This is a genomic window from Pseudomonas inefficax, assembly GCF_900277125.1.
GTDB classification, from domain to species: Bacteria; Pseudomonadota; Gammaproteobacteria; order Pseudomonadales; family Pseudomonadaceae; genus Aquipseudomonas; species Aquipseudomonas inefficax.
In genome coordinates, this window is the sequence record NZ_OPYN01000224.1 from 12,911 (window position 1) to 26,099 (window position 13,189).

A 13,189-nucleotide genomic window follows, 5' to 3' on the forward strand; every position below is an offset into this window, starting at 1 on the left:
CAGCCACTGCGGGCGGGCGAACAGGCCCACAAGGGAGCAACAACATGATCAAACGCAATTTGCTGGTAATTGGCCTGGCGGTCATGCTCAGCGCCTGCGGTTTCCAGCTGCGCGGCACCGGCTCTACCGAGCTGAGCGTGAAGGAAATGGACGTCAGCGCACGCAACGCCTACGGCCCGACCGTGGTTCAGCTGCGTGAAGTACTGGAGCGCAGCGGCGTCAACGTGCACGCTGGCGCACCGTACCGCCTGGTGCTGACCAACGAGCAGGAGCGCGAGCGCTCGGCGACCTACAACAGCGGCAACCGTACTGCCGAGTACGAGCTGACCACCGTGCTGAACTACAGCATCCAGGGCCTGAACAACCTGGAGCTGATGAGCGACAAGCTGGAAGTGCGCAAGATCTACTTGCGTGACGGCTCGAACATCACCGGCTCCGAGCAGGAAGCCGACCGCGCCCGCGAAGAAATGCGCCGCGACCTGGTCAACGCCATGGTCGTTCGCCTGCAGATGCTGACCCCGTCCCAACTGGACGAGCTGCAGCGTCAGGCCGACGAGCGTGCCAAGGCCGAAGCCGCTGCACTGGACGCCGCTCGCCGCCAGCAGGCCGAGACGCCTCAGCAGTCGCCACTGGAAGTACCGGGCAACTAAGCCCGAGCGGGGTACCTTCGGGTGCCCCGCCTGTATCCCATGAAGCTCGCCCCCGCCCAACTCAACAAGCACCTGCAAGGCGCCCTGGCACCGGTCTACGTGGTCAGCGGCGACGACCCGCTGCTGTGCCAGGAAGCCGCTGACGCCATCCGCAACGCCGCGCGCCAGCAGGGCTTCGACGAACGCCAGGTATTCAGTGCCGACGCCAACTTCGACTGGGGTACCCTGCTCCAGGCCGGCGCCAGCCTGTCCCTGTTCGCCCAGCGCCGCCTGCTGGAGTTGCGCCTGCCCTCGGGCAAGCCCGGTGACAAGGGCGCTGCTGCGCTGATGGAATACTGCGCCAACCCCGCCGAAGATACTCTGCTGCTGGTCAGCCTGCCCAAGCTCGACGGCAGCGCACAGAAGACCAAGTGGGGCAAGGCGCTGATCGAAGGTGCCCACTGCCAGTTCATCCAGATCTGGCCGGTGGATGTGCACCAGCTGCCACAGTGGATCAATCAGCGCCTGCAACAGGCCGGCCTGTCGGCACAGCGTGACGCCGTCGACCTGATTGCCGCGCGCGTGGAAGGCAACCTGCTGGCGGCCGCACAGGAAATCGAAAAGCTCAAGCTGCTCGCCGAAGGCAACCAGATCACTGTGGAGACCGTACAGGCCGCCGTCGCCGACAGCGCCCGTTTCGATGTCTTTGGCCTGGTCGATGCCATTCTCAACGGCGAAGCTGCGCATGCGTTGAGGATGCTTGAAGGCTTGCGCGGTGAAGGCGTGGAGCCACCGGTGATTCTCTGGGCCCTGGCCCGAGAGTTACGCCAGCTGGCGGGGCTGGCCCAGCAGTTCAGCCAGGGCGTACCGCTGGACAAGGCTTTCAGCCAGGCCCGCCCGCCGGTCTGGGACAAACGCCGGCCATTGGTCAGCAAGGCCCTGCAGCGCCTGTCGGCGCAGCGCTGGGCGCAGTTGCTGCAGGATGCCCAGCGTATCGATGCACAGATCAAGGGCCAGGCCGAGGGCTCGCCCTGGACAGGCCTGGCGCGCTTGTCGCTGCTGATGGCCGGCCAGCGCCTGACACTACCTCCCGAGTAATGGGGCCACTGTGGGAGCGGGCATGCCCGCGAATCAGGCGACGCGGTGGATGGCACCGGCTTCGCCGGTGTTCGCGGGCACGCCCGCTCCCACAGGGCTGCAATGCCCCCAGCATCTCGACCATATACACAATCAATTGGCCCCACCCTGCCCCAAGCCCCTACAGTGCGCCGCGAAACCCACCCAACCCGGGAACCCCGCCATGAGCAAAAAGCCGAAAAAGCACGGCCCCAACAAGGCCAAGTCGATCATCGCCCAACCACTGTTCCGCTGCCGCCAGGAACGGCCAGACAAGGGCAAAGGCAGCTACCGCCGCGAAGCCTTCCAATCGAGAGATTGGGAGGCTTCCTACTTTTTGGCTGCATGAAAGCATCGAAAGCGCAGGCATGGTATGGTCGTCACCTGACCTGCAATTCTGGATCTGTGAATGCTCCTCAGTCTTCTCCCCCGCTGGAAAACCCGTCAGCTGATCGCGGCCTCCAGTTTCATCCTGCTAGTGGCCTGCGCAGAAAAGCCCACCGCCGCCGATGCCCTGCCGCTGGCCCCTGCCCAGCCCACCCCGGTGGTGACCCTGCCCGGTACGACGCCCGATACCAGCACTGAAATCCAGCCTCTGCAAACCTTCGCGCAATGGCAAGCAGGCTTTCGCCAGCAAGCCCTGCAAGCCGGCATTTCGCAGGACACCTTCGACCGCGCCTTCCTCGGCGTCACCCCCGACATGGACGTGATCAAGGCCGATCGCAGCCAGCCGGAGTTCACCCGTCCGGTATGGGAATACCTCGAAGGCGCCCTGTCGCCTTTGCGCGTGCGCAACGGCAAGAAGCTGCTGGAACAGAACGCCGAACTGCTGACCCGCATCGAGCAAAGCTATGGCGTCGATCGCCAAGTGCTGGTCGCGGTATGGGGCATGGAAAGCAATTTCGGTCAGTTTCAGGGCAACAAGTCGGTGATCCGCTCGCTGGCTACCCTGGCCTATGAGGGCCGCCGCCCGCAGTTCGCCCAGGACCAGCTGATCGCCGCGCTGCAGATCATCCAGCATGGCGATATCCTGCCTGAGGCCATGCGTGGCTCGTGGGCCGGCGCCATGGGCCAGACCCAGTTCATCCCGACCACCTACAACACCCATGCCGTAGACTTCGATGGCGATGGCCGCCGTGACATCTGGAACAGCACGGCAGACGCCCTGGCCTCGACCGCGCACTACTTGCAGAGCTCGGGCTGGAAACGTGGCCAGCCGTGGGGCTTCGAAGTACAGGTGCCGGCTGACTTCGATTACTGGCAGGCCGATGGCGCCCTGCGCAAGCCGGTGAGCGAGTGGCTGGCGATGGGCGTGAAACTGCCAGCCGGTACCCAGTTACCGGTGGGCAGCAACCAGCTGTCTGCCGCCCTGCTGCTGCCAGCGGGCGCGCGTGGCCCGGCGTTCCTGGTACTGGACAACTTCCGCGCCATTCTCAAGTACAACAATTCGTCGTCCTACGCGCTGGCGGTAAGCCTGCTGGGTGACCGCTTCACGGGCTGGGGCTTCATTGCCGGCAGCTGGCCAAAAGAAGACCTGCCGCTCAGCCGCAGCGAGCGCATGGAGCTGCAGAACCTGTTGAACAGCAAAGGGCACGAAGCCGGCAATGCCGATGGCATCATTGGCGCCAATACCCGCAAGGCGATCCGCAATGCGCAGCAGGGGCTTGGGTGGCCGGCGGATGGGTATCCGACGCACAAGCTGCTCGAGAGCCTGCGTCAGCAGTAACCTTGGGGCCGCTACGCGGCCCATCGCGACACAAGGCCGCTCCTACAAGCGATCGCGAACCATCGGGGTAACGCGCTCTCCTGTAGGAGCGGCCTTGTGTCGCGATGGGCTGCAAAGCAGCCCCGGCAATCTCAAGCCTTGAACAAGTCCTGCTCCAGCACCAGCGTTTGCTGGACACTGTCCAGCCTGACCCGAGCCCCCAACGGCAAGCACACATTCGGGTCACAATGCCCACTGCGCCACCCGGCCAGCACCGGCACACCCAGTGGCGCGAAGATATCCTTTAGCAGGGGCGTCAATGCCGCAGTGGTAATCCCGGCAAAATCCCCTACCAGAACACCCTTCACCCCCTCCAGCTTGCCCGCCAGGCGCAGCTGGGTGAGCAAGCGGTCCACCCGGTAAAGCGGCTCGTTGACGTCCTCGATGAACAGGATGCAGCCCTGCGTATCCAGCTCGGCAATCGTCCCCAGGGTCGCGCCCAGCATCGACAGGTTGCCGCCCAGAAGCGGCCCGCTGGCCACCCCATGCAGCACGCTGCTCAAGGCGAAGTCAGCAGGGTGCTCGATCTGCTCTCCGGCCCGCACATGCCCACCCAGCTGCGCCAGCAACGAAGCCTCGGTTGGCGCCAACTTGCCCCCCAGCAGGTCGGCATTGAGCATCCCGCCATGGAAGGTGAGCATCCCGGTATGCCGGTAGATCGCCGTGTGCAGCGCGGTGATGTCGCTGTAACCGATCAGCGGTTTGGGGTTGCGCCGGATCAGTTCGAAATCGAGCTGGTCTAGCAGGCGCATGCTGCCGTACCCCCCACGCATGCACAAAATGGCGTCGATGGCCGGGTCGGCAAAGGCATCATGCAAGTCCTGCAACCGCTGCTGGTCCGGCCCCGCCAGGTAGCCCTGGGCTTGGTGTGCCCCTGGGTAGATCCGGCACCGGTAGCCGCGCTCGGCAAACCATCGGGTGGCCTTCTCGGTATCCAGCCGGGCAGGGCCAGCGGGCGCAACGATGCCAAAGCAGGCGCCGGGCAGCAACGCCATCGGCAGATAGGGTTGGATACGCTCAAGGCAATTCACATGCAACTCCTTGCAGGTCGAAGGGCGTGATTCTATTCGCGTGGGCCAAACCCGAGCACAAGGAAACCCCCTCAACAAAAATGCCGATGCCGCCTTCCGGCATGCATCGGCATTTGGCCCAAACTTTGATCAGAGCTTGATCTTGGCTTCGTGAGCCTGCTGGTCAGCGTGGTACGAAGAACGTACCAGCGGGCCGGAGGCAACGTTCTTGAAGCCCATCTTGTAACCTTCCTCGGCGAACCATGCGAAGGTGTCCGGGTGGACGAAACGCTGCACCGGCAGGTGGCTGCGCGACGGTTGCAGGTACTGGCCGAGGGTGAGCATGTCGATGTCATGCTCACGCATGCGGTGCATCACTTCGATCACTTCCTCGTCGGTCTCGCCCAGGCCGAGCATCAGGCCCGACTTGGTCGGTACGTGCGGCACCAGCTGCTTGAACTTCTGCAGAAGGTCCAGCGACCAGTCGTAGTCCGAACCCGGACGCGCGGCCTTGTACAGGCGCGGTACGGTCTCGAGGTTGTGGTTGAACACATCCGGCGGCTCTTGCGCGGTAATCTCCAGGGCAATATCCATGCGCCCACGGTAGTCCGGCACCAGGGTCTCTAGCTGTACGCCCGGCGACAACGCACGGATTTCGCGGATACAGTCGGCAAAGTGCTGGGCACCACCGTCACGCAGGTCGTCGCGGTCCACCGAGGTGATTACCACGTACTTCAGGCGCAGGTCGGCGATGGCAACCGCAAGGTTCTTCGGCTCATCGAGGTCCAGCGGTTTCGGCCGGCCGTGGCCAACGTCGCAGAACGGGCAACGACGGGTGCAGATGTCGCCCATGATCATGAAGGTGGCGGTACCTCCGGAGAAGCACTCGCCCAGGTTCGGGCAGGACGCCTCTTCACACACGCTGTGCAGCTTGTGCTTGCGCAGCAGCTGCTTGATACGGTCTACCTCGGGCGACACCGGGATACGCACGCGAATCCAGTCGGGCTTCTTCGGCAGCTCTTCGGTAGGGATGATCTTCACCGGGATGCGCGCCACCTTTTCGGCACCACGCAGCTTGACCCCGGCTTCCACCTTCTTCGGCGCTGGGCGCGGGGTGGCATCCTGGGAGGGTGTCAGGTTCGGCACGGCTTCTTGCACAGTTGTCATATTCAGTCGATTCCGCCCGTGAGGGTCGTCTGCTCAGCGTAGTCGAGGTGCTTGACCAGCTGTCCGCGCAGCCTTGTCCTGACCTCGTCGAGTTCGATCGGACCTGCCAGGTCGCGCAGCTGGGTCATCGCCAGCCCCGCATAGCCGCAGGGGTTGATTCGGCGGAATGGCGCAAGGTCCATGTCCACGTTCAGGGCAAGGCCGTGGAACGAACGGCCGTTGCGGATTCGCAGGCCGAGGGAGGCGATTTTCGCTCCGTCGACATAGACGCCCGGGGCATCGGGCTTGGCCGCGGCCTGGACATCGTAACTGGCGAGCAGGTCGATGAGCGTCTGCTCGATACGGCTGACCAGCTCACGCACGCCAAAACCCAGTCGCCGCACATCCAGCAGCAGGTAGGCCACCAGCTGCCCGGGGCCATGGTAGGTCACCTGGCCACCGCGATCGGTCTGTACCACCGGGATGTCGCCCGGCACCAGCAGGTGCTCGGCCTTGCCGGCCTGGCCCTGAGTGAAGACCGCAGGGTGCTCGACCAGCCAGACTTCATCCTGGCTGTCCGTGCTGCGCTGCTCGGTGAAGCGACGCATGGCCTCCAGCACCGGTTCATAGGGCTGCAGGCCAAGCTCGCGAAAACCGAGGCAGGCGGACATCAGAGCACCATTTTCACGATGCCGGTAGCGCGCAGGGCGCTGTTGATATCGTGCAGCTGGTTCTCGCTTTCGGCAACGATGTGCAATTGCACGGTGGTGTATTTGCCTTCCTTGCTCTGGCGCTCGGCCAGGGTGGAAAGGTCGACCTTGGCGTGCTTGCTCAGGATCTCGATCACCGTGTCCTTGAAGCCGACAACGGTGTCACCGATGACCTTGATCGGGTAATCGTCGCAGGGGAATTCGATCTTGTGCGACTTGACGTCTGGTTCGCTCATGGCGGAAACGGCCTCGTAAGCCGTGGCAACAACAACGCCCCCGCTGGATACGCGGGGGCATGCAGGTCACGTATCAGTTGAACAACCCGTAGAAGAATAGACGGATGCTATCCCACATACGGCGGAAGAAACCACCTTCCTCGACGCCATCGAGGGCGATCAGGTCGGCGCTGTGAACCACTTTCTCGTCCAGTTTGACTTCCACTTTGCCGATCACGTCACCTTTGGCGATTGGCGCGGTGAGCTGCGGGTTCATGGTCATCGAAGCCTGAAGGCGCTTCAATTGGCCTTTAGGCATAGTCAGGGTCAGGTCGTTGGCCAGGCCGGCCTTCACTTCGCCAGTCGCACCTTTCCAGACCGGCGACTTGGTCAGCTCGGTGCCCTTCTGGTAGAAGGTCTGGGTTTCGAAGAAGCGGAAGCCGTAGGTCAGCAGCTTCTGGGTCTCGGCAGCACGCGACTGCTCGCTGTTGGTACCGAACACCACGGCGATCAGGCGCTGGCCATCGCGAACGGCCGAAGCCACCATGCAGTAGCCGGCTTCGTCGGTGTGGCCGGTCTTCAGGCCATCGACGGTCTTGTCACGCCACAGCAGCAGGTTGCGGTTTGGCTGCTTGATGTTGTTCCAGAAGAACTCTTTCTGCGAGTAGATGGCGTAGTGGGCCGGGTCGACGTTGATGATCGCACGGGCCAGGGTAGCCATGTCGTGAGCCGACGAGTAGTGCTCCGGGTGCGGCAGGCCGGTCGGGTTCATGAAGTGGCTGTTGGCCATGCCCAGGTCGGCAGCGGTCTTGTTCATCATGTCGGCGAAGGCGTCTTCGCTGCCGGCGATGTGCTCGGCCAGGGCGACCGAGGCGTCGTTGCCGGACTGGATGATGATGCCGTGCAGCAGGTCGCTGACGGTCACCTGGCTGCCCACCTTGATGAACATGCGCGAGCCACCGGTACGCCAGGCGTTTTCGCTGACGGTAACCGGGTCGTTTTCACCGATCTGGCCGCGGCGGATGTCCAGGGTGGCGATGTAGGCGGTCATCAGCTTGGTCAGGCTGGCCGGCGGCAGGCGCTCGTCACCGTTGTTCTCGACCAGCACGTTGCCGCTGGACGCGTCCATGAGTACGTAGGACTTGGCTGCCAGTTGCGGTGGTGCCGGCGTCATCTGCTCAGCCGCGAAGGCAGCAGGCGTGATCATCAGCAGTACGGGCAGGCAAAGTCGTTTGGCAAGGTTGGTGATGTTCATCCGTCTCTCGAAAATCGCTAATGGTCTGATGTTCCCTGGGCAAGATCATGTGCCCAGCGCCAGTCAGGCTAGTTTTTGTGGCCGTAGGCCAGGCTCGCAAACTGCGGCTTTATGTCGCTGCGGGCAAAAGCCAACATTGTACATGCCCGCGCCCGGCAATTCATGACAAAACCGACAGTTTGGTGTTGCCTTCTTCGCGGGCGCGCCCGCTCCCACAGGGTTTCGCATGCCCCTGTGGGAGCGGGCGTGCCCGCGAAGAAGGCAACGCGGTCAGTCAGCTGTGACCAGCTTGGCTTGCCCAAGGTTCGCCAGGCGGATGCTGTCCTGCGCTTGCTGGATCTCGCCCTGGCTGTTGATCGGCCCCAGGCGCACGCGGTGCAGGGTCTGCTGGTTTCGCACGATCGAGCTGATGAACACTGGCGCGCTGACCATGCTGCTGAGCTTGGAGCGCAGCAGTTCGGCGGCGTCCGGATTGGCGAAGGCGCCCACCTGCAGGAAGCTGCCGCCATTGCCGGCCGGCACGTTGTTGCCAGCCACCTGCACCGGCACCACCGGCGCCGCGTGCTGCTGGGGCGGCGGGGTCCATTGCTCGACGCGCCCGGTACTGGCCGGGATTGCCTGGGTCTGGGCTACCTGCGGCTCTTTCAGCACCATCGGTGGTGTCTGGCCACGCTGGGCCCACCACTGCTGCGGGTCGATGCCTTCGACGCGCACGTGCGCGGTACCGATCTCGGCATAACCAAGCTTTTTCGCCGCAGCGTAGGACAGGTCGATGATGCGGTCCGAATAGAACGGGCCACGGTCGTTCACCCGCAAGATCACGCTGCGGCCGTTGGCCAGGTTGGTCACCCGCACGTAGGCCGGCAGCGGCAGGGTCTTGTGCGCCGCGCTCATGCCGTACAGGTCGTACAGCTCGCCGTTGGCGGTGTTCTGGCCGTGGAACTTGGTGCCGTACCACGACGCGGTACCCTCCGCGCGATAATTGCGCGAGTCCTGCATCGGGTAGTAGGTCTTGCCCAGTACCGTGTACGGGTTGGCCTTGTAGTTGCCGGTGTGCACGGTTGGCGTGGCGTCGGGGATCTTGTTCACATCCACGTCCCACCACGGCGCGCCGTCCTTGTGCGCCCGGTTGATGTCCAGGCCCGGCTGGGTGCGCACCACGTTGCCACTGCTTTGCTTGGGCGGGCGGTTGGACGAACAGCTGGCCAACACCACGCTGACGGCGAGGCAGGTGAGCAGCTTGAAAGAGTTGCCAGAGATGATTGCGCGCATTACTTGACGCCCCGTGCTTGAACCAGCTGTTCCGATAGCTGATGCACCGCCATGGCATACATCACGCTGCGGTTGTAGCGAGTGATCGCGTAGAAATTCTTCAGGCCCATCCAGTACTCGGGGCCATTGTCGCCCTCGAGACGGAAGGCGGTAACCGGCAGATCATCGCGCAGCGAATCATGGACCGACCAGCCAAGCGTGCGCAACTCCCCAACGGTTTTTACCGGTTCGATGCCGGTGGTCAGGCCTTCGTCGGCGCGCCCACCGTCCGCCCAGGCGCGGCTGACCACACCTTCGCCAGCCACCCAGCCGTGGCGCTTGAAGTAGCTGGCCACGCTGCCGATGGCATCGTCCGGGTTGTTCCAGATATTGATGTGGCCATCACCGTCGAAGTCCACCGCGAAGTTGCGAAAGCTGCTCGGCATGAACTGCGGCAGGCCCATGGCGCCAGCGTAGGAGCCTTTGAGCGTCAGCGGATCGAGCTGCTCATCACGGGCCAGCAGCAGGAATTCGCGCAGCTCCTTGCGGAAGAATTCGGCCCGTGGCGGGTAGTCGAAGCCCAGGGTCGACAACGCATCGATCACCCGGTAGTTGCCGGTGTTGCGACCAAAGAAGGTTTCCACGCCGATGATGGCGACGATGTACTGTGCCGGCACGCCGTATTCCTGCTCGGCACGGGCCAGCACCGCCTCGTGCTGGCGCCAGAAGTCCACACCGCGGGCAATGCGCGCGTCAGTGATGAACATCGGCCGGTAGTCCTTCCACGGTTTTACCCGTTCGGCCGGGCGCGAAATGGCGTCGAGGATCGACTGTTTGCGCTGCACCTCACTGAACACAGCCATCAGCTGCTCAGGGGCAAAGCCATAGTCGCGGCTCATTTCACCAACGAACTGGGCCACCTGGGGCGAGCCTTGGTAATCGCCGGCATGGGCCAGCTGTACAGCGCCGAACAGGCCCACCGCGCCGATCCACGGCGCACAACGGGCAGCCCAGTTACGCACTGCTTGCATGAAATTCTTCACCTTATTCAAACCTGAGCGATCCATTTGCGGTGCGTGTGGATCGACATCAGAACGCCAAACGCTGACAGCAGCGTCACCAACGAAGTTCCGCCATAGCTGATGAAGGGCAGCGGCACGCCCACTACGGGCAGAAGGCCGCTGACCATACCGATATTGACGAACACGTATACAAAGAAGGTCATGGTCAGGCTGCCCGCCAGCAGCTTGCCGAACAGGGTCTGCGCCTGGGCGGTGATCATCAGGCCGCGGCCGATCAGCAGCAGGTAGACGATCAGCAGCAGACAGATGCCGACCAGGCCGAATTCCTCGCCGAGCACGGCGATGATGAAGTCGGTGTGGCTTTCCGGCAGGAAGTCCAGGTGCGACTGGGTGCCGAGCAACCAACCCTTGCCGAACACGCCGCCCGAGCCAATGGCCGCCTTCGACTGGATGATGTTCCAGCCAGTGCCCAACGGGTCGCTTTCCGGGTCGAGGAAGGTCAGCACCCGCTGCTTCTGGTAGTCGTGCATCACGAAGAACCACATCGCCACCGCAACCGGCACCGCAGCCGCCAGTACGCTGAGGATCCAGCGCCAGCGCAGGCCGCCCATGAACAGCACGAAGGCCCCGGAGGCAAGGATCAGCAGCGCCGTGCCCAGGTCGGGCTGGCGCACGATCAGGATGAACGGCACGCCGATCAGCACCAGGCTGATCGCCACATGCTTCAGATGCGGCGGCAAGGTGCGCTTGGACAGGTACCAGGCGATGGTCGCCGGCATGATGATCTTCATGAACTCCGAGGGCTGGAAGCGGATCACCCCGGGGATGTTGATCCAGCGCGTGGCGCCCATGGCGTTGTGGCCCATCACGTCCACCACCACAAGCAACAACACCCCGGCCAGGTAGGCCAGCGGCACCCAACGGGCCATGAAGCGCGGCTCCAGCTGGGCGATGATGAACATCGACACCAGGCCGATGCCGAACGAGGTGGCCTGCTTGAGCAGCAGGTCCCAGTTCTTGCCACTGGCCGAATACAGAACAAACAGGCTGCCGGCCGCAAGGGTCAGCAGAATGACCAGCAAAGGGCCGTCGACGTGGATGCGCTGCAGAAAGCTGGCGCGCCTACGCATCACATCCTCGCTGGAGAGCATGCGATCGAAATTGTTCATCACAGGGCTGATTCCTGGGTAACGGTGGCAGGCGCGAACTCGGGCTTGAGCCGGCCGTTTTCGTCGAGCAGCCAGGCGTCCATCACCTGGCGCACCACCGGGGCGGCGACGCCCGAGCCGGACTCACCGTTCTCGACCATCACTGAAACGACGATCTTCGGGTCCTCGGCCGGGGCGAAGGCGACGAACAGGGCGTGGTCGCGGTGGCGCTCCTGCAGCTTGTTGCGGTCGTACTTCTCGCCCTGCTTGATCGCCACCACCTGGGCCGTACCACTCTTGCCGGCAATGCGGTACTGCGAGCCGATGGCCGCCTTGCGTGCGGTACCACGAGCGTTGTGCATCACCTGCTCCATGCCATGAGTGACCTTGGCCCAGTCGGACTTGTCACGCAGCACGATGTTTTCCATGGGGTTGTCGTCCACCGGCGGCTGGCCTTCGATGGTCTTGGCCAGATGCGGGCGGTTCCACACACCCTTGTTGGCGATCAGCGCCGTGGCCTGGGCAAGTTGCAGCGGCGTGGCCTGCATGTAGCCCTGGCCGATGCCGAGGATCAGGGTTTCGCCGGGGAACCAGGCCTGGCGGCGGGTGGCGCGCTTCCACTCGCGCGACGGCATCAGCCCGGCGGATTCCTCGAACATGTCGAGGGAAACCCGCTGGCCGATGCCGAACTTGTTCATGTAGCTGGACAGCCGATCGATGCCCATCTTGTGGGCAAGGTCGTAGAAGTAGGTGTCGTTGGAACGCATGATCGCGGCGTCCAGGTCGACCCAGCCATCGCCCGAGCGGTTCCAGTTACGGTATTTGTGATCGTAGTTGGGCAGCTGGTAGTACCCTGGGTCGAACACCCGGCTGCCGGCATTGACCACACCGCTGTCCAGGCCGGCGATGGCCACCGCCGGCTTGATGGTCGAGCCAGGCGGATACAGGCCGCGCAGCACGCGGTTGAAAAGCGGTCGGTCGATCGAGTCTCGCAGTTCGGCATAGGCCTTGAAGCCGATGCCGGTGACGAACAGGTTGGGGTCGAAGCTGGGCTGGCTGACCATCGCCAGCACCTCGCCGGTACGCGGGTCAAGCGCCACCACAGCACCACGCCGGCCACCCAGGGCGGCCTCGGCGGCCTCCTGCAGCTTGATGTCCAGGCTCAGCACGATGTCCTTGCCCGGTTTCGGGTCGGTGCGCTTGAGCACCCGCAGCACACGGCCGCGGGCGTTGGTCTCGACTTCCTCGTAGCCCACCTGGCCATGCAATTCGGCCTCGTAGAAGCGTTCGATGCCAGTCTTGCCGATGTGGTGGGTGCCGCTGTAGTTCACCGGGTCCAGCGTTTTCAGCTCTTTTTCGTTGATCCGCCCCACATACCCCACCGAATGGGCAAAGTGCGCGCCCTGCGGGTAATGGCGTACCAACTGGGCCACCACTTCCACGCCCGGCAGGCGGAACTGGTTCACCGCCACGCGGGCGATCTGCTCTTCGTTGAGTTCGAACAGGATCGGCACCGGCTCGAACGGCCGGCGACCCTGACGCATGCGCTTCTCGAACAGGGCGCGGTCGTCGGGCGTAAGCTCCAGCACTTCGACGATGGTATCCAGCACTTCCTGCCAGTTACCCGCACGTTCGCGGGTCATCGACAGGCTGAAGCTGGGCCGGTTGTCGGCGACGATCACCCCGTTGCGGTCGAAGATCAGCCCGCGGGTCGGCGGGATCGGCTGCACATGCACCCGGTTGTTCTCCGACAGCGTCGAGTGATAGTCGTGCTGGATGACCTGCAGGTAGTACAGCCGCGCAATCAACACGCAAATAAGCAGCATGATCGCCACTGCGCCGACCACGACGCGGTTGCGCACCAGGCGGGCGTCTTTCTCGTGGTCCTTGAGACGGATCGGCTGCGACATCGGACTGCTTAC

Annotated in this window: 13 protein-coding genes; 4 read left to right on the forward strand and 9 right to left on the reverse strand. The window is 63.7% G+C overall.

What is annotated here, in order from left to right; all coding sequences use genetic code 11:
• Positions 1–44 precede the first annotated feature (44 nt).
• The 4 genes from JV551A3_RS27780 (at position 45) to JV551A3_RS27795 (ending at position 3,471) form a co-directional block, all read left to right on the forward strand.
• Positions 45–650 carry an LPS-assembly lipoprotein LptE gene (locus JV551A3_RS27780; protein ID WP_112253618.1) on the forward strand — a complete coding sequence of 202 codons (606 nt, stop codon included), beginning with the start codon at positions 45–47 and terminating at the stop codon, positions 648–650.
• A 39-nt stretch (positions 651–689) separates the two neighbouring features.
• Entirely contained in the window at positions 690–1,727 is a 1,038-nt protein-coding gene (holA, locus tag JV551A3_RS27785) for a DNA polymerase III subunit delta (RefSeq protein ID WP_039613557.1), read from the forward strand.
• 202 nt (positions 1,728–1,929) lie between these two features.
• Entirely contained in the window at positions 1,930–2,094 is a 165-nt protein-coding gene (arfA, locus tag JV551A3_RS27790; protein ID WP_027917766.1) for an alternative ribosome rescue factor ArfA, read from the forward strand.
• A 60-nt stretch (positions 2,095–2,154) separates the two neighbouring features.
• The gene (locus tag JV551A3_RS27795; protein ID WP_133975647.1) at positions 2,155–3,471 is read left to right on the forward strand and encodes a lytic murein transglycosylase; all 1,317 of its coding nucleotides are present in this window, start codon (positions 2,155–2,157) and stop codon (positions 3,469–3,471) included.
• 131 nt (positions 3,472–3,602) lie between these two features.
• Here the strand turns inward: JV551A3_RS27795 and JV551A3_RS27800 are convergent, their stop codons facing one another.
• From JV551A3_RS27800 to mrdA, 9 genes are all read right to left on the reverse strand, one after another.
• Entirely contained in the window at positions 3,603–4,505 is a 903-nt protein-coding gene (locus JV551A3_RS27800; protein ID WP_133975857.1) for a S66 peptidase family protein, read from the reverse strand.
• Positions 4,506–4,670: 165 nt separating this feature from the next.
• On the reverse strand, positions 4,671–5,687 hold the full coding sequence (gene lipA / locus JV551A3_RS27805) for a lipoyl synthase (protein ID WP_112253622.1): 1,017 nt from the start codon (positions 5,685–5,687) through the stop codon (positions 4,671–4,673).
• A 2-nt stretch (positions 5,688–5,689) separates the two neighbouring features.
• The gene (lipB, locus tag JV551A3_RS27810; RefSeq protein WP_085663573.1) at positions 5,690–6,337 is read right to left on the reverse strand and encodes a lipoyl(octanoyl) transferase LipB; all 648 of its coding nucleotides are present in this window, start codon (positions 6,335–6,337) and stop codon (positions 5,690–5,692) included.
• Positions 6,337–6,612 carry a DUF493 domain-containing protein gene (locus JV551A3_RS27815; protein ID WP_003249736.1) on the reverse strand — a complete coding sequence of 92 codons (276 nt, stop codon included), beginning with the start codon at positions 6,610–6,612 and terminating at the stop codon, positions 6,337–6,339. The genes lipB and JV551A3_RS27815 overlap by 1 nt, the downstream gene beginning before the upstream one ends.
• Before the next feature lie 73 nt (positions 6,613–6,685).
• Entirely contained in the window at positions 6,686–7,846 is a 1,161-nt protein-coding gene (locus tag JV551A3_RS27820) for a D-alanyl-D-alanine carboxypeptidase family protein (protein WP_085591614.1), read from the reverse strand.
• Positions 7,847–8,116: 270 nt separating this feature from the next.
• Positions 8,117–9,118, reverse strand: coding sequence for a septal ring lytic transglycosylase RlpA family protein (locus tag JV551A3_RS27825; RefSeq protein ID WP_133975649.1), 1,002 nt, complete (start codon positions 9,116–9,118; stop codon positions 8,117–8,119).
• Positions 9,118–10,128, reverse strand: coding sequence for a lytic murein transglycosylase B (mltB, locus tag JV551A3_RS27830; protein ID WP_133975651.1), 1,011 nt, complete (start codon positions 10,126–10,128; stop codon positions 9,118–9,120). The genes JV551A3_RS27825 and mltB overlap by 1 nt, the downstream gene beginning before the upstream one ends.
• Positions 10,129–10,145: 17 nt before the next feature.
• On the reverse strand, positions 10,146–11,249 hold the full coding sequence (gene rodA / locus JV551A3_RS27835) for a rod shape-determining protein RodA (protein ID WP_166674314.1): 1,104 nt from the start codon (positions 11,247–11,249) through the stop codon (positions 10,146–10,148).
• Positions 11,250–11,287: 38 nt separating this feature from the next.
• A complete protein-coding gene (gene mrdA, locus JV551A3_RS27840) occupies positions 11,288–13,177 on the reverse strand; it encodes a penicillin-binding protein 2 (RefSeq protein WP_112253625.1) in 1,890 nt (629 codons plus the stop codon).
• Positions 13,178–13,189 lie beyond the last annotated feature (12 nt).